A 16,529-nucleotide genomic window follows, 5' to 3' on the forward strand; every position below is an offset into this window, starting at 1 on the left:
CCGCTCCAGGTTTTACAGGTGTTGTTCGGAGTTCCGGATTTGCCAGTACTCGTCCTGACGTTCGTCGGTGATGTACTCAGGAATCGGGAAGTCCCACCAGCCTGGGACCCAAGGGCCTGCGGCGTCGCGATCGGTCGGGATTTCGATCAGCACCGGCACGTTCAGGTCCAGGGCTTCCTGAAGGGTCGGCTCGAGATCCTCAGGGCGCTCCACACGATAGGATTTCAGGCCGAAGGCTTCGCCGACGGCTTTGAAATCCGGGCTGTAGGGCGTGCCGTCCGGATGGTTGAACTCGGTGCCGATATGGCGGCTGGTTTGCTTGCGCTGGCCACCACGGATCGACATGTACCCGGCGTTGTTCTGGATCATGAACACAACAGGGATGTTGTTGGTCACGCAGATCGCAATTTCCTGGGAGGTCATCAGGAAATCGCCGTCGCCCAGGATGCATACAACCGGTTGGTTCGGCGCCGCCAGCTTGGCCCCGATAGCCGCCGGGACGGCCCAACCCATGGAAGAGAATCCGCCAGAGGTCAGGTGGGTGCGCGGGGTATAGACAGGAAAGGTCTGTTTGACTGCCCCTTGAGTGTTGCCGGACCCGACCACCACGATGGTGTCACGGGGGAAAACCTTGCGCAGCGCGCCCAACGGACGTTGAGAGGTAAACGGGAAACGGTCGGAGTCACGGCGGCCGGCCAGTTTGGTTTCCCATTCCTCTTGATAGCCGCGCAGGTCGCTCATGTACGCCTGGCGATCCACCGTCTGGCCTTTCAAGCCTTCCACGATATGGGCCAGCGCGTACTTGGCGTCGGCACAAATGCCCACGGTCACCGGGTAATTCTTGCCGATCTCGTGCGGGTCGATGTCGATGTGGATCAACTTCGATGGCGGAATTGCAAAGGTCACACCCTTGGCATAGCTGGAGGACGACCAGTCGGTAAAGCGGCAACCCACAGCGATAATGACATCGGCGGTGGAGGCCACTTTGTTGCCGCACATCGTGCCGGTTTGACCGACGCTGCCGGCGAACAGCGGATGATCCTCCGGGAAGCCGCTTTTACCGTTCCAGGTCGTGACCACGGGTATTTTCCAGGCTTCGGCCAGGGCAAGCACTTCGGCGCTTGCCTCCCCCGTGATGACGCCGCCGCCGATCACCAGCACCGGGCGTTTGCACGCTTTCAATTCCTCAACCGCGCGGGCCGTAGCCGCCGGGTCCGGGAAACACTTGCCGATGGGGGTGCGTTCTTCCAGGGTGTGCAGGGTCACGTCAGCCGCTTCGGCCTGAACGTCCATCGGTATTTCAAGATGAACCGGACCCGGGCGACCAGTGACCATCGCGCTCCAGGCACGGTGCATCATGAAGGGCAGATCTTCGACGCGGGTGGCGACCCAGTGGCGCTTGGTGACAGCCTCAGCGATTTTGGGGAAGTCGTTGTCGGTGTAGCGTTCCAGCTCTTGCAACAAGCCATGGCCGCGCATGTGCGTGGGTGGCCCGCCGGTGATCAGCATCAGGCTAGTGGAGTCGGTGAAGGCCGTGGCCATGCCGATCACGGTGTTGGCGGCGCCGGCACCGATGGAAGTGACGGCGGCCATCGGCTTGCCAGACACCCGGTAGTAACCATCCGCGAGATGAACCGCACTCTGTTCGTGGAAGACCTGGATGAATTTGAGTTTCGAGTCTTCTTCGAGGAAGGCGTCGGTGAGGGTCCAGATCCCGTGGCCCGGGATGCCAGCGACGTATTCGACGCCGTAATTTTTCAGGGTTTGGGCCACGATCTGGCTGCCGGTCAATTTAGTCATGACAGGACTCCTTGGGTTGATGAAAGTGTGGTGGATACGGTGGATTTACCGGTGTTTGCCGTGCGCCCACGGGTTGCCCAGTTCAGGCCCTGTTTAGTCAGGCGGCGGATGTTCGGGTCGGCCAGGTTGCTGGTGTCGTGTCCGATCGAGTGATAGAACACTCGGCCTTCGCCCCACTGACGAACCCAGGCGACCGGGCTGCGATTGCCCTTGATCCAGGGGAATGGGTTGCCGTCGAACGTGGTTTCGGCCAGCACATGAATGTTCGGGTCAACCTGCATGTAGTACTGCTCGGACCGAACCTCGAAATCCTCGACGCCCTGCGTGACCTCATGGGTGCGATCAATGATGTTGACCTGGTAAGGATGGGGAAACCCTTCGCCCATCGGGTGCTCAAGAAACGAGCCGCCCAGTACCCAGTGGTACTTGAGGCTGGCGCGAAATGCCGCGCCGGCGCCGTGCCAACCCACCAGCCCGGTGCCGCTTTCGATCGCTTCGAGCAGGCGGTTCTCCTGTGAAGCGGTCAGCGTTTCCGTGGTGACCGCATTGTTCCAGCCGATCACGATCAGGTCGTAACCGGTCAAGTCCCTGTCCAATGTGAAGATGTCGGTCGACTCTTCAACGTCGAAATCCAGCTCCTGGAAAACGGTCCGTGCCCATGCCGCGATTTCGTAGGGGAAATGGCCGGGCCAGCCACCGTACAGATACAAGACTCGACTCACGGTTGATCACCTCTTTAGGTTGGGTGTGATTATTAAGTTATACGTATAACCGTTTATTTAAGCTATCACTCAAAACCGAGGTGTCAATCCCTTGATCGCTTTTTTAATGTGAAAGCCTAATGATTGCTCGTGGTTAAGACGTGAATCGACGATTCAGCAAGGCTTCCGGGCGAATTCGCTCGGGAGATTTTTCATGATAAGAGGTTATACGAATAACAGCGTGGCCGTGCTAGAGCGGTCAGCGCTTGCACGAGTGCTTCAGCATTGCGTCTGTCCTGCGTCAGATCGCGTCATCAATAGGTAGGCTGCGAAATTGCCCGGGGCAGGGGGGTAGGAAAAGATGGATGTCAGTGCGAGTGCATGCCGCGTGCATCAAGAACTACCTGGAGCAAATTGATGATTCGTTATCTGAAAAAAAGTAAGCCTGTCGAAGCTCAAGCCGAGATCGCTGCCCAAGTCCGCGATACGGTCGAGCAGATCATCGCCAATGTCGCCAAGAACGGAGACGTCGCCGTTCGGGAATACTCGAAGCAGTTCGATAAGTGGGACCCGGTCTCTTTCCGTCTGAGCGATGAAGAGATCGCCGCGTGTGTGGCAAGCCTGTCGGAGCAGGAAATCGGTGACATCACCTTTGCCCAGGCGCAAGTCCGCCGCTTTGCCGAAGTGCAAAAAGCCTCGATGCATGATGTGGAAGTCGAAACCCTGCCGGGCGTGATCCTGGGCCATCGCAATATTCCGGTGAACTCCGTGGCCTGCTACATCCCCGGTGGAAAATACCCGCTGCTGGCGTCGGCGCACATGAGTGTGCTGACCGCCAAGGTGGCGGGGGTGAAACGCGTGGTCGCCGCGGCGCCGCCGTTCGACGGCAAGCCGCATCCGGCCATCGTGACGGCCATGTACCTGGCGGGTGCGGATGAGATTTATTGCGTTGGCGGTGTACAAGCGATCTCCGCGTTTGCACTGGGGACCGACACCTTCAAGCCGGTCGACATGATCGTCGGGCCAGGCAATGCGTTTGTTGCGGAAGCCAAGCGTCAACTGTTCGGTAAGATCGGCATCGACTTGATCGCCGGCCCGACCGAAACCCTGGTGATTGCCGATGACAGCAGCGATGTGGAAATCATTGCCGCCGACTTGCTCGGCCAGGCTGAACATGGCGTCAACTCCCCAGCCGTATTCTTGACCAACAGCCCGGAATTGGCAGAAACCCTGCCGGCGGAAATCGAGCGTCAATTGACCATTTTGTCCACCGCCCCCGTCGCCTCGGTCGCCTGGCGTGACTATGGCGAAATCATTCTTTGCGACACCGTGGACGAGATGGTCCAGGAGGCCGACCGGATTGCTTCCGAACACGTGCAAGTCATGACCCGCGACCCGCTCTATTTCCTTGAGCACATGACCAACTACGGCGCGTTGTTTCTCGGAGAGCGGACCAACGTCTCCTATGGCGACAAGGTGATCGGCACCAACCACACGCTGCCTACCACCGGCACCGCGCGCTACACCGGCGGGCTGTGGGTGGGCAAGTTCATCAAGACCTGCACCTACCAACGCGTCCTGACGGATGAGGCCTCGGTGCTGGTCGGTGAATACTGCTCGCGTTTGTGCGGTATGGAAGGTTTCGCCGGGCACAAGGAACAGGCCGATATCCGCATTCGTCGTTACAAGCAATCCGCCTGAGGGCGGCCAATCAGTTATTGCACTTGGCGAGCGGACAGCGAGGAAGGGGTCGTTTCTCGGTGTAGCTGGTCACGCTTACCGTCTTTCCAAGTGTTTTCAGGCTCCCCATTCGGGGAGCTTTTTTTTTGAGCCGTGGAAAAAACGCTTATTCCAGGCTTGAATCAGAGGAGCGGTGCGATGGGTAGCTTATCGATCAAAACGAGAATTACGCTGGCCGCCGGGGGGTGTCTGTTTGCGATGGTGCTCTGTCTGGTGGGTTTTTCGATCCATCAGATGCGCGATACATCGGCCATGGTCAGTCAGTCCAGCACGGAATCGTTGTCTCTGGCGTCCATGCGGTACCTGGAGGCGACGGGGTCTCTGCAGGCCAGTGGCATCGAGCAGCGATTTCGTAGCAGCATGATGTTCACCCGTTCCCTTGCGACCCAGATTGTCATGATGCGCCGTCAGGCCCGTCAAAATGGCTTGGCACCGATGCAGCTGCGTGGCGATCTGTACCGGCTGCTTCGCGCCCAGGTCGCGATTACGCCGGAGATACTCGGGGTCGGCGTCTCATTCGAGCCCAATGCACTGGACGGTGCCGACGCGAGCGCTATCAACGGCGCCGACTTCTCCGGCAATGCCGTCGGCCGCTTCGGGGTGTACGTGTCTTCGATGCAAAACTTCATCCTCGAAGAGAAGGAAATGCAGGATGACGGGGATCCTGCAAAAGAATGGTGGAACTGTCCGAAGAAAACCCGCAAGCCTTGCCTGATCGAGCCGTATTCCTTCCTGCTGAACGATGTACCCACCTTGACCTCCAGCATCGCGATACCGTTGATGGACGGCGGAAAATTCATCGGCGTGGTCAGTATCGATCTGCCGTTGAGCAGCTTGCAAAACATTGCGCAAAAAGCCAGTGCATCGTTCTTCGAGGGGCAAGGACAATTGACCTTTGTCAGCGCTGGCGGTGCTGTCATGGGCCGGAGCGGCGATCCCGCCTCGTTGGGGAAAACCATCAAGGATATTTTCCCGCAACAGGCGGCGGATATGTTCGAGGGGGCGAAGTCGGGCAAAGTCCTGGCAATCGATAGGGCCGGTGACACTCGCGTCATGCTTGTCGTGCCATTTTCACCCATCCCCAATTCGAGCCATTGGATGACCGTCATCGAAGTGCCGCGCGCCACGTTGATGGCCTCGGTTGCGGCGTTGCAGCAAGTCCTGGAGCAATCGAATCGGACGTCGGTGATGGTGCAGGTGGCCACCGGGATTGGCGTCACCGTGGCGGGGATATTGCTGATGGGGTGGTTGGCGGTGAGTGTCACCCGGCCCATCCGCCGGGTGTCCGCGATGCTGGAAAACATCGCCAACGGCGAGGGTGATCTGACCCAGCGACTGAGCGCCGAGCGCCGCGATGAAATGGGCGTGCTGGTGGGTGGGTTCAATCGCTTCCTCGATAAGCTGCAGCCCATCATCGCCCAAGTCAGCCAGAGCGTCCTGGACACGCGCTCCACCGCCGACCAGGCGTCTTCGATCGCCACCCAGACCAGCAGCGGCATGCAGCAGCAACTGCTGGAAGTCGAACAAGTCGCGACGGCCGCCCATGAAATGAGCGCGACCTCCCAAGAGGTGGCGCGAAGTGCGTCCATGGCGGCGACCGCCGCGCGAAATGGCAATGCCGCTGTGCGCTCTTGCAAAAGCACCATCGAGACCGCTGCGCATTCCATCCAGTCGCTGGCGGCGCACATGAGCGGCGCCATGAACGGGGTGCGCCAACTCGCCGACAGCAGTGAGGAAATTGGCAGTGTGCTCGATGTGATCCGCACCATTGCCCAGCAGACCAATCTGTTGGCGCTGAATGCCGCGATCGAGGCGGCAAGGGCTGGAGAGACCGGGCGGGGCTTTGCCGTAGTGGCCGACGAGGTTCGACACTTGGCCCAGCGCACCCAGGACTCTGTGAGTGAAATCCAGGGTGTCATCGAGAGCCTACAGGGCGGCACACGCGAGGTGGTGAATGCCATGCAGAGCCAGCATCGCCAGGCCAATGCCAGTGCCGAGCAAGCCCTGGAGGCTGTCGACGCGTTGGCCAATGTCAGCCAAAGCATCGAGATCATGACGGGCATGAACCTGCAAATTGCCAGTGCGGCCGAAGAGCAGAGCGCAGTGTCCGAAGAGGTGAACCGTAACGTTTCGGCCATCAGGGATGTAACGGGTGAGTTGGTGGGGCAGGCTGATCGATCGGCCCGGATCAGCCACTCCTTGAACGATCTTGCGAACCAGCAACAGAGGCTGATGAATAACTTCAAGGTCTAGGGAAACTGAAAGGCGCTGCGATTGCTGATCAAAAAAAACGCCGGATCATGGGCTTGTTCAAAAGCGCATGATCCGGCGTCGACGTTACGGTTGAACCCGGTGCTGAGTTGGCAGCGGTGGTTGTTCCCGCTCCATCGCCCATCAGGCTGGAATCACCACGAAGCTGTCTGGTTTGCAGGTGAGCGCGACCTCGGCTCCGGGTGGCAGGGCATGGCTGCCCGGGGTAGGCAGTTGTTGGCACTTGAGGTCCAGGGTGCCGCCGGCCACCGCCACGCGGTAAATGACGCGGTTACCGATGAACGATGTGTCTTTGACTTTTCCGGCGAATGCCCCGTCGGCCAACGGCGTGCCTTGAGCGGCTTCAAGGCCGATGGTTTCGGGACGGATCGACACATTGACCGGCCCGGCCCCCAGGCTGTTGCCGGCCGCGTGAGCGTAGCGACCGAAGGGTAGATCGACATAGCCGCTGCGGGTGTCGCCCAACCCGTAGGTGCCGGCGACGATGTTGGTGTCACCGAAAAACTTCGCGGCGAACAACGTGCGCGGCGACCAATACATCTCTTGTGGCCCACCGATCTGCTCGATGCCGCCCTTGTTCAGCAGCACGACGCGGTCGGACAGGATCATCGCCTCGTCCTGGTCGTGGGTCACATACACGAAGGTGGTCGATGTCTCCTCGTGGATTCGCTTGATCTCGTTAAGCATGTGGTGGCGAATCTTCAAGTCCAGTGCCGCCAACGGCTCGTCGAGCAGCAACACGGCGGGACGGTTCACCAATGCCCGGGCCAGCGCGACACGTTGTGCCTGGCCGCCACTGAGCTCGGAGATCCAGCGATTCTTGAAACCTTCCAGTTGAACCAGTTCGAGTGCCTTGGTCACTTCACGCTTGATTTCATCCTTGGGTTTTTTCTTCAGGCGCAGCCCGAAAGCCACGTTGTCGAAAACATCAAGGTGAGGAAACAGCGCGTACTTCTGGAACACCATGTTGACGGGGCGGTGTTCAGGCGCCAGGGACGTGGAGTCCTTGCCATCGATCACGACTTTGCCGGTGGTGGGTTCTTCGAAGCCCGCGATAATGCGCATCAGTGTGGTCTTGCCGCAGCCGCTTGGGCCCAACAAAGTGAGGATTTCGTTGCGTTTTACGGTCAGGTCGACTTTGCCGAGGGCGGTCAGGTTGCCGTAGCTCTTGGAGATTCCGGTCAGTTCAATGCTATTGGTCATGGCGATTACTCTGCAGTTTCAGCACGTTCAAGTTCGAGACGACGACGGCGCAGGGTCATGACCAGGCCGGCGGTGACGATGATGGCGATGGTCACGACCAGCATGAATACCGAGGCGGCATTGATAGTGGGGCTGACGGCGCGACGCATCATCGAAAGAATCATGAGTGGCAGCGTGGTATCGCTGCCGGTGACGAAAACGGTGATCAGGAATTCGTCCATCGAAAGCGCGACCGCGAGGATCGCGGCGCCCGCAATGGTCGGCCCGATGATGGGCAGCGTCACCAGCCAGAACGCCTTGAGTGGGCTGGCGCCCAGGTCTCGCGCCGCTTCCTCGAACGACAGATCGAAGTACTCCAGGCGTGAACGCACGGACTCGACGAAGAACGGGAAAGTGAACAGCGTATGGCCGATCACGACGGTCAGCAGCGAGCGGGGCAAGCCGATCAACGAGAAGAAAATCACCAGCGCGATCCCCAGGAACAGACCGGGGAGGGCGATTGGGGCGAAGTTCATGAAGGCAAAGGCAGACTTGACCCGACCTTTCATGCGCATCAACGCCAGTGCTGAGAACGTGCCCAGCAGCGTGGTGAGCATGGCCGAACCCGCGGCGACGATCGCGCTATTGGTCAAGGCGGTCATGAAGTCCGAACTGCTGAACAGCGCCTCATACCATTGGGTGGAGAAGCCTTCGAACGGGAACGACAGCGAGGCTGACGAATGAAAGCTGAACAACGCGATGATCGCGATGGGCGCGTAGAGGAAAAGCATGTAAACGTAAGTGAATAGTCTGATCATGGCGGTCACCTTGCATTTTTATTGGCGGTGTTCAGTCGTGGTAGCGTTTGCCCGGCGCCAGGTTGGCGGCTCGCAACACGCCCAGCAGCAGCCCATACACCAACATGAAGACCACCAGCAGCAGGTACGCCATCGCCGCTCCCAGCGGCCAGTTGCCGACCGAACGGAACTGGTTGGCGATCACCAGGCCGGTGGTCATGGCGTCCCTGCCGCCCAGCATCTGGGGGGTGACGTAATCACTGGCAGCGAGGACGAAGGTGAACATGAACGAGCTGACGATGCTCTTGTGCGCCATCGGCATGATCACTCGCCACAGAATGGTGTTACCGCTGGCGCCCAGGTCCGCGGCGGCTTCCAGGTAATCCTTCTTGATATCGCGCAAGCCCGATACCAGCAGCAGAAGGGTGAAGGGCAGCATGATGTGGACCAGGGTCAAGACCACCGAAAACTTGCTGAACACCAGCCAGTCCAGGGGCGTATCGACCAGCCCGAGGTGCAGCAGCGTGGAATTGATCACGCCGTTGGTGCCCAGGATCGAGCGCCATGCGTAGACCCGCACCAGATAGCTGGAGAACCACGAGATCAGGGCCAGGTACAGCACGGCGTTGGAGCGCGTCCGATAAACAATGTAATAGGCGACCGGGGCGCTGATGACCGTTGACAGCACCGCGGTCCAGAAACCGTTTTGCAGGGCGATCCACAACGAATCGTAGAACCCATTGGCACTGAGGGCTTTTGCATAGTTGGCCAGCGTTGCGGCAGGCTCCATGCTGAAGGGTCTGGCGGTCCAGAAACTCGCGACGAGCAGCAGCGCCGAAGGAATCAGGAAGAACACCACCAGGAAGAACATCGGGGGTGATGCGAGCAAGTACCCACCCAGGATTTTCTTGTCGATTTTCACCGGCTTACCCGCCTTCGAATCCCTGGCATCGAGAAGGATGGGCTCGCTGTTGTTGACTACGTTCATGATGATTGTGCCTTTGCTTTTTGTTTCGATAACGAGAGCGTCCTGGCGAGCGCATACACGCTAGACGAGTGCTCTTCTGAACCTTGCGAACGGCGTCGACAGGCCACGAAGCGCCATCGAACAGAGAAGAGCGTGTTCGCAAACACGCACTTCGGGTAAGCGTCCGTTCAAGCAGGTCTACGAGTCGGACGAATTGATCCCAGCCCTAGAACGAGCCTTTGAAATTCGCCCACTGATCGATCCATTCGGCATACGTCACATACTTATCGGAGCTCAGAGGTGGCTGGCCGTAGAGTTTCGACTTCTCGAAAAAACTGTCCAGATTCGCGTAGTCAAAGGTGTTTCGAAGGTCTGTCGGAAGCAGTGGCACGGCTTTCGTGTTGACCACGCCGGAGAACATGGTGGTCGCCATTTTGGCCTGGGTTTGCGCTTCGAGCGTCTTGTCGATGAACTCCAGTGCCAGCGGTATATCCTTGGCCGTTTTCGGGATGAACAGCGCATCGCACCAAAGGGCCGCGCCTTCTTTGGGGACCGACAAAGCGGTTTCCACGCCACGCTTTTTGGTCTCGCTCGGCGTGTTGGCTGACGCTGAGAACACCGCATCCACTTCGCCTGACACCAGCAGAGAAACCGCGTCCCCCGAAGAAGCGGCAAAAACCCGGCATTGATCACGGTACGGCTTGAGTTTCTCGAACGCGTCGTCGAACTCGGCGCGCGTCAGGTTGGGAAATTTGTCGCCATAGCCGGCAATGATCGCGATGAGCGACCAATTCGATGTCCCGTCATCGACGAAGGTCAGCTTGCCCTTCAATTTCGGGTCGAGCAGATCTTTGTATTCAGCAGGTTTCTTGACCGCTTTCGGGTTGTAGATGATGGTGTTCATGCCCCACAGCAGGGGCACGCCCCATTGCTTGCCATCCCAGTACCAGCGGCTGCCTTTGTAGAACAGCGGGAGGATATTTTCCGCTGAGTAGTTGGGGATCCTCGAGGTGTCGATCTCCTTGAGCAACCCCATTTCCTGATAGATGGTCTCGTAGCCCAACGCGTACATGGTCAAGTCAAGCTGCACGGGATCGGAGCCGGCCAAGCGGGCCGTAATGTCGTCCTGGTTGCTGGCATAGCTGGAACGGACGGTAATGCCACGCTGCTTGCGCCATTCGGCCAGTTCGGCGTCACCGGTTTCACCTTCCCAGCCAAGGATTTCCAGGTGCCCACCCGCGGCAGCAAATGCGCTGGGCATGAACGAGCCCATGTACAACCCGGCGGCGGAGGCGGCAGCCCCTAGCAAAAGTGTGCGGCGCTTCAAGCTGATCGAATCCAGATCAATGCCGGTGAGTCCATAACCCGTGTTTGTGTCTTTTTTCATTTCGAGTTCCTGCCTGGGTGGTTTTTGTGAAAACGATTGGGCGACTTGCAATGGCTCTGGCCCGGCTGGTTCCCCGGGCAGATCCTTTTGTATGCAGTCCTGTAGATCGGCAGTGTTATGGCCAGCATTGTTTCCATGAGCTGGGGAGGTTGGCGGTGCTGACATGCCCGTTGAGAACATCGCGCACTGGGTCTCCACTGGTCCGATTGACTCTTCCTTGGCTGGGCGGCGCCGCTTTACTGAAAGTTGCAGGTAAAGGCTTGAAGCGGCGCGCCCAGCGCTTGATAGGCTCGGCTTGTTGTTTTCATGGATCGAGTATTGGCCTGGCAGGCAGGGCACTCAATTTCGCAGCGCCTATAAAAGCGACGCACTATGACGCATCGAAGTGACCTAATCGGCGCAGCTGACGCGCCATGACACGTGTGCTTCTTGAGCAGGCGAGGGATGCGGGGCATCTGCGTCAACGTGCGTCTCTTTTGCCCTCGGTGCGAAATTGAGCGGTGCCAGGTGTGGGCGAATACTCCCGTGGCGATCCTGAAAAGGGCGGAGGTGCATTCGCCCTTCACGCCTGCGCTTGATTGATTGGAGTGTCTTGTGAAACTCACGGGTGGGCAGATTGTTGCGAAAGCGCTGAAAGCGAATGGTGTCGACTATGTGGCCGGCATACCGGGTGACGGCTCATGGTCCCTGGTAGAAGCGCTGCTGACAGCCGGCACGGATGTCCCTTTCATTCAAGTCATGCTGGAGCCAAGCGGTGTTCATCTTGCCGACGGATATTTTCGCGCCTGCGGTCGGCCGATGGCTGTTTTGCTGGCGGGCCCGCTGGGTATTTCGACGGCGCTGGGTGCAATCGCCGATGCGTCGGCGCAATCATCAGCCATGCTGGTCATCAGCGCAGATGACGCTAAGTGCGATGATGACAGGCTGGTAACCGCCTCCGGCGGCGTCACGAAAGAACACCGGCGGGTCTCGCAGATCGAACAGTTGCCGCAGGCCCTGCGTAAGTCCTTCGATACGATGTTCAGTGGACGCGTAGGTCCGGCTAGTCTGAATATTCCGGCGGCCGTCCAGGACGTTTCGATTGACGTCAGCCTGGCACCCGCCACCTTGCGCGCCAACAGCGAAGTACCGCGGGTAGGTTCACGGCTGAACATAGTCGCTTTGCCTCAGGGGGCGGCGGCGGGCGGGCTCGACGACAGCGCCAGTGACGTCTCGCCCTTGACGGTCCACAGGCCTTTGGCTGCGTTGCGCTCGATCCTGGAGAAGGAAGCCATCCTGGTGGTGGGCGTCGGGCCCCTTCAGGCCATCGCCCGCCAGGTGTTTCCCCTCTACCATTCGGGCACCCGCCTGTGCGCCGCCAATGTCGGCGCGCAGGGTTGGGCGGTGCCCGCGGCGATTGGCGCGAAGCTCGCCATGCCGGCGCGCCAGGTGGTGTGCGCCGTGGGCGGTGGCGATTTCTTGCAGTCGATGCAGGAAATGGCCGTGTGCGTGATGCACAGCATTCCCGTGGTATTCCTGGTGTTCAACAACAGTGGCGGGGTGACAGTGGGCGACATGCAAACCCCTGCGCTGGAGCAGCACCGTACCGGTGAGTTCAACCTGCCGGATGGCAAACCTTATTCGCCCGACTTCGCCGGTATTGCCAGGAATTTTGGCCTTGATGCCTGGCGGGTGGAGCACGCCTCGCAACTCGATTCGACGTTTACCAGGGCGCTCAATAGCAAGGGGCCGTCGTTGGTGGAGGTGATGATTGCACGGGATTCTCCTGCGAATAACGACGTCTGCGGGAACCATGGCTGACCTGTTGCAGGACGGCCTCACATCAAAACTTCTGAAGAGGGATCACGCGATGGGTATTTTGGACTGGAAGCACTGGATCGTCATTTTGGTGGTGGTTGTGCTGGTCTTCGGCACTAAAAAACTGAAAAACCTGGGGGCCGATGTTGGCGAGTCGATCAAGGGGTTTCGCAAAGCCATGAATGACGATGAAGAGCCCACGCCGGCGCCCTTGCATCAAGCTGATGCTGCGGAAGCACCCAGGACCCTCGACGGGCAGCCTCGTCAGGTCTGACTATTGACGAGGCGGTTGTCCCGCCGCCTCAGTCCTGGCCGCCCCACACGATAGTCGCGTTGTCACCGGTCATGTATTCGCGCACTTCCAGCGGCAGTGACTGATCGCTGGGCAACACGACGGTTGCATTGCGCAAGTGGTGCTTGCGGATCTTGCCCTTGTCCACGAGCCCCAGTGCCATGCGAGTGGAGAAGGGTTGGCGGAATGAGGATGACGCCACCCCGGTGACCAGGCCGAAGAGGAACCGGATCGGTCGGCGATGCTGCGGCGTCAGAATGGAAAACGTCATCTCGTTACGCTGCTTGCCTTCGAAGTCCACCAGGAACAGGCGGTCGCCGAGAAGCAGGCAAAAACCATGATAGGTGAACGAGTAGCCGATCTTTCCGCTGCCATCGAGCAAGGGGAAGCGTTCTACCGTGACGTACTGGACCATGGAGTCGGCGCGATACAGGCACGTGACTGAACGCAGGATTCTTCCCTTGTAGATCGAAGAGTTGTGGTAGCGGTAATAGACGCCCAGATAGTCTTCAAGCAAGTCGGCGGATTGTTTTGCCAATGGCAGGAAATGATTGAATTGCGCCGAGGCACGCAAGGCCGTCGGCAGTTCGTTTTCATACCCCTCGTAAAGTTTCTTGAACTCCGCAGGTGGCCGGAAAAGATCTTCGGCTTCCATCATGAAGTAACGGCCGATCTTCTGAAGAATCTTTTGGGAAGGGACGTGCTGGCCCACCAGGTACTTGTTGAACTGCTGGCGATTGACATCGACCTTGCGACACATGTCCGCGACCGACCGGCAGGACTCCACCAATGTGCTGAGATTTTTTTGCACGTTTGCCTGTAAGTCGCTACGAACCTGCTGGCGCTCGGGGTGCGAGGTGGCGGCAGTTAAAGACATGGGGGGCGTGTCTCCTCGGCTGGGCATCGTGGTCTCGATCTGGTCAGTTCGAATAAGGTGGTGGTTATAGCGGTTATCAGTGGTTATGGGTTAACCCTGCAATAACCTGCTTAAACTCAATCACTTGAATATCTTTTGAAAGGCTCAAGCATGTTTCATGCCGTTACGTGGGCATTCAGTTACAAGTATCAAGCATTGCTGTTGCGTCAGATTGTAAGCGGTACCAGGGCTTGTTCGACAGTCATCGTCGCTCTTGAAAACACGTCGCTTCTGCAGACCTTGGCTAACTGGCCGGGAAACGTCCAAGTTACTCTCGGCCCCAGGCAGTAACACATTGATTTCTGCGGAGTAACACCGGGGGCGAAAGTTTGCGCGAGACGCTAATGATCTTCGCCAAATTGACACTTTTCCGGTGAGTTGCTTCGGTCTGCGTCAGGTTTTGTTGTAGTGCGAAATGGAGAAACAAACCCTCGCCATCGATACTCGCCTCGGTGCATTTGCCATTGCTGATACCCGGCAATGCCCGATGAGTACCATCCATTGAAGTCTTCGAGCTGTATCGAGCGTGCTCGACTTTGATCGGTCTCATGCGTGGCACTCCGCCACGCGTCAATGAAGTTGGGCTTTGGTGCTCAGAATAACGGTGTTGAGGAAAAGCAATGTCTAGCGAACTGCATAGAGCTGCATATTCAGTACTGCTTCCAGCGTTCGGTGATTTGAGCCTGGACGACAATGTTCGGCGTCATCTGAGCCGAGGTGGTGTGTCTATTTTGCTGGGGGAAACCCGGGATGAGTATGTCGGTCGAGACATGAGCCCGGCACGAAAGAGCACCGAGTCCCAGGCTGATTTTGTCAATATCGCTCGAGAAGCGACGACATTGGCCGGTGCACCGGTGCTGATCGCAGTGGATCAGGAGCTCGGCGGTATCGAACGTCTCCACCAATTGGTCCCGACAGTCGCATCCAGGGAACAGCTCAAGGATCTGGGTACACAGGACATCGAACAGCGCTGCTTCGAGATGGCCTGCGTGGCGCGCGGCCTGGGCGTTAATCTGTTCCTGGCACCGATCGTCGATGTCGTCACCGGCGCCAACCCATGGCTGCACAACCGACATCTGGGCGCCGACCCCGTTGAAGTGAGCCGGGTGTCCTGCGCCTTTATCCGCGGGGTGCAGCGCGCGGGCGTCATCGCTACCGCCAAACACTTTCCCGGTCACTACGTCACCGAGGCTGATCCGGCCATCGCTGAAGCCACTGTGCCCGGGCCACTGGAATTGCTTCACGACAACCTTGATGTATTCAAGGATGTCATCGCCACCGGCGTGCTAGCGGTGATGCCAGGGCCTGCCGTTTTTCCGGCGATAGACCCTGATCATTGCGCATCGACCTCATCCAAGGTCATCGGAGTTTTGCGTGACACCCTCGGATTCGATGGCTTGATCATTTCAGATGACCTGGATGCGGTGTCCATCCTCAGGAGCAACTCGATCACGGACACCGCTGTGGCTTCGCTGGCGGCCGGCGCGCACCTGTTACTCGTGTCCAGTGAGTCGGGCCTCGATGCTATTGCTGAAGCCATTGTGGCGGCTGTCCACGACGGAGTGCTCGACCGCCAGGTTCTGCTCGACGCGGCCTCGAAGGTTCGTGAGCTGGCTGCGGCCCATAACACCCCTACAACTCAACGCGGGGTTGACCATGAGCTCGATTGAAAGCAAGGCCTACAGCGTCCTGTTTCCGGTCCTGCTCGATCTGGAAATGAACGACGACGTGCGCAAATTCCTGGGCAGCGGCGGGCGCAGCCTGCTGTTTGGCGAGACCGCGCAGGAATATGTCAGCGGAAAAATGAGCGCGAGCCGCCTGGCCTCGGAGACGCTGGAAAAATGGCAAGGGTTTACCGATGCGGCAATCGAGTTGGGTGGGCCGCTACTGTTGGCGGCAGATGCTGATATTTCTGCCGTCCACCGTCTACAGGGCATCGCGCCTGCGCTTCCCGAACCCGAACGGGCCAGGGCCATGGATGTGGCTGAGCTTGAAGAGGCCTGTTTCCACGTTGCAACGGCAGTCCGAAAGGCCGGTGTGAATTTGCTGCTGTCGCCGACCGCCGACGTGCTGGCTGGCACCAATGTGTGGCTACAGGGGCGAACGCTCTCCGATGACGTAGGCCGGGCCGCGGCCATGGTGGGCGCCTATGTGCGTGGTGTGCGGCGTGCCGGGATGGCCAGCACACTGAAGCACTTCCCCGGACATCCCGTGTTGCTGTGCCAACCGTCGATCGAGGAGGCGGTGGTGACCGAGTCGCTGGACCAGCTGCGCGGCTATTGGCCTGCGTTTCAAGCCGGGGTGAACGCAGGCGCGGACGCGGTGATGATGGGGCCGGCCATTTTCACGGCCTGCGAACCACCCGCTGCGGCCTCCGTTTCGCCTGGGTTGATCGGCCTGCTGCGACATGAGTTGGGGTTCAACGGGTTGGTCATGACCATCGATCTGGACCATCGCTCCACGATCGGCAACTCATCCCTGGGCGAGGTCACGGTGGCGGCGCTGAATGCCGGGGCGGATCTGTTGTTGCTTTCCGCGAAGGCGGTGCCCGAGATTCCGCAGATCGTTGGCGCGATTGTAGCTGCTGTAGCTGCGGGCACCTTGGCGCAGGAACGCCTGGATGCCGCTGCGCTGGCCGTCTCAGCATTGGCCAATCGCCTGGCAAGTTTTGGTTCGTAA

At 59.0% G+C, this 16,529-nt stretch carries 12 protein-coding genes and 2 pseudogenes; 7 read left to right on the forward strand and 7 right to left on the reverse strand.

All coding sequences use genetic code 11. The features are described 5' to 3' along the window. Positions 1-12: 12 nt before the first annotated feature. Positions 13-1,800 (reverse strand): thiamine pyrophosphate-binding protein, encoded by a 1,788-nt coding sequence (locus BLU76_RS04280; RefSeq protein ID WP_092147990.1) that lies wholly within the window; start codon positions 1,798-1,800, stop codon positions 13-15. Beyond that, positions 1,797-2,522, reverse strand: a complete 726-nt coding sequence (locus BLU76_RS04285; protein WP_092147988.1) for a ThuA domain-containing protein — start codon at positions 2,520-2,522, stop codon at positions 1,797-1,799. The genes BLU76_RS04280 and BLU76_RS04285 overlap by 4 nt, the downstream gene beginning before the upstream one ends. A gap of 396 nt (positions 2,523-2,918) precedes the next feature. On the opposite strand from BLU76_RS04285, the gene hisD reads away from it, so the two are divergent. From hisD to BLU76_RS32145, 3 genes and pseudogenes are all read left to right on the forward strand, one after another. Next, a complete protein-coding gene (gene hisD / locus BLU76_RS04290; RefSeq protein ID WP_092147986.1) occupies positions 2,919-4,202 on the forward strand; it encodes a histidinol dehydrogenase in 1,284 nt (427 codons plus the stop codon). Positions 4,203-4,676: 474 nt separating this feature from the next. Continuing rightward, positions 4,677-5,636 (forward strand): annotated as a pseudogene (locus tag BLU76_RS32140) (HAMP domain-containing protein); the annotation flags it as partial. Positions 5,637-5,951: 315 nt separating this feature from the next. Continuing rightward, a pseudogene (locus BLU76_RS32145) lies at positions 5,952-6,494 on the forward strand (methyl-accepting chemotaxis protein); the annotation flags it as partial. A gap of 141 nt (positions 6,495-6,635) precedes the next feature. On the opposite strand, the gene BLU76_RS04300 reads toward BLU76_RS32145, so the two are convergent. The 4 genes from BLU76_RS04300 to BLU76_RS04315 all read right to left on the reverse strand — a co-directional run bounded on the left by BLU76_RS04300 (position 6,636) and on the right by BLU76_RS04315 (position 10,896). Continuing rightward, positions 6,636-7,715: an ABC transporter ATP-binding protein gene (locus BLU76_RS04300; protein WP_092147979.1), complete on the reverse strand. Its 1,080-nt coding sequence runs from the start codon at positions 7,713-7,715 to the stop codon at positions 6,636-6,638. A gap of 5 nt (positions 7,716-7,720) precedes the next feature. After that, positions 7,721-8,512 carry an ABC transporter permease gene (locus tag BLU76_RS04305; protein WP_092147976.1) on the reverse strand — a complete coding sequence of 264 codons (792 nt, stop codon included), beginning with the start codon at positions 8,510-8,512 and terminating at the stop codon, positions 7,721-7,723. Between the two features lie 31 nt (positions 8,513-8,543). Then, positions 8,544-9,479 carry an ABC transporter permease gene (locus BLU76_RS04310; RefSeq protein ID WP_092147974.1) on the reverse strand — a complete coding sequence of 312 codons (936 nt, stop codon included), beginning with the start codon at positions 9,477-9,479 and terminating at the stop codon, positions 8,544-8,546. Between the two features lie 205 nt (positions 9,480-9,684). Continuing rightward, complete coding sequence (locus BLU76_RS04315) at positions 9,685-10,896, reverse strand: ABC transporter substrate-binding protein (RefSeq protein ID WP_256572632.1); 1,212 nt, start codon at positions 10,894-10,896, stop codon at positions 9,685-9,687. A 543-nt stretch (positions 10,897-11,439) separates the two neighbouring features. On the opposite strand from BLU76_RS04315, the gene BLU76_RS04320 reads away from it, so the two are divergent. Both BLU76_RS04320 and BLU76_RS04325 read left to right on the forward strand, forming a co-directional pair. Next, entirely contained in the window at positions 11,440-12,645 is a 1,206-nt protein-coding gene (locus BLU76_RS04320) for a thiamine pyrophosphate-dependent enzyme (protein ID WP_092147968.1), read from the forward strand. Between the two features lie 49 nt (positions 12,646-12,694). Next, entirely contained in the window at positions 12,695-12,916 is a 222-nt protein-coding gene (locus tag BLU76_RS04325) for a twin-arginine translocase TatA/TatE family subunit (protein ID WP_092148180.1), read from the forward strand. A 28-nt stretch (positions 12,917-12,944) separates the two neighbouring features. Here the strand turns inward: BLU76_RS04325 and BLU76_RS04330 are convergent, their stop codons facing one another. Further along, the gene (locus tag BLU76_RS04330) at positions 12,945-13,811 is read right to left on the reverse strand and encodes a transcriptional regulator (RefSeq protein WP_092147965.1); all 867 of its coding nucleotides are present in this window, start codon (positions 13,809-13,811) and stop codon (positions 12,945-12,947) included. Between the two features lie 716 nt (positions 13,812-14,527). Between BLU76_RS04330 and BLU76_RS04335 the strand changes: the two genes are divergently transcribed. Then, positions 14,528-15,520, forward strand: a complete 993-nt coding sequence (locus BLU76_RS04335; RefSeq protein WP_256572633.1) for a glycoside hydrolase family 3 N-terminal domain-containing protein — start codon at positions 14,528-14,530, stop codon at positions 15,518-15,520. Next, complete coding sequence (locus BLU76_RS04340; RefSeq protein ID WP_092147959.1) at positions 15,507-16,529, forward strand: glycoside hydrolase family 3 N-terminal domain-containing protein; 1,023 nt, start codon at positions 15,507-15,509, stop codon at positions 16,527-16,529. The genes BLU76_RS04335 and BLU76_RS04340 overlap by 14 nt, the downstream gene beginning before the upstream one ends.

This window comes from Pseudomonas sp. NFACC08-1 (genome assembly GCF_900106735.1).
GTDB lineage: Bacteria > Pseudomonadota > Gammaproteobacteria > Pseudomonadales > Pseudomonadaceae > Aquipseudomonas > Aquipseudomonas fluorescens_Q.

Coding starts and splice junctions, on each gene's coding strand:
- BLU76_RS04280 (WP_092147990.1), bottom strand. CDS start 1,800: ATGACTAAATTGACCGGCAGCCAGATCGTGGCCCAAACCCTGAAAAAT.
- hisD (WP_092147986.1), top strand. CDS start 2,919: ATGATTCGTTATCTGAAAAAAAGTAAGCCTGTCGAAGCTCAAGCCGAG.
- BLU76_RS04300 (WP_092147979.1), bottom strand. CDS start 7,715: ATGACCAATAGCATTGAACTGACCGGAATCTCCAAGAGCTACGGCAAC.
- BLU76_RS04305 (WP_092147976.1), bottom strand. CDS start 8,512: ATGATCAGACTATTCACTTACGTTTACATGCTTTTCCTCTACGCGCCC.
- BLU76_RS04310 (WP_092147974.1), bottom strand. CDS start 9,479: ATGAACGTAGTCAACAACAGCGAGCCCATCCTTCTCGATGCCAGGGAT.
- BLU76_RS04325 (WP_092148180.1), top strand. CDS start 12,695: ATGGGTATTTTGGACTGGAAGCACTGGATCGTCATTTTGGTGGTGGTT.
- BLU76_RS04330 (WP_092147965.1), bottom strand. CDS start 13,811: ATGTCTTTAACTGCCGCCACCTCGCACCCCGAGCGCCAGCAGGTTCGT.
- BLU76_RS04340 (WP_092147959.1), top strand. CDS start 15,507: ATGAGCTCGATTGAAAGCAAGGCCTACAGCGTCCTGTTTCCGGTCCTG.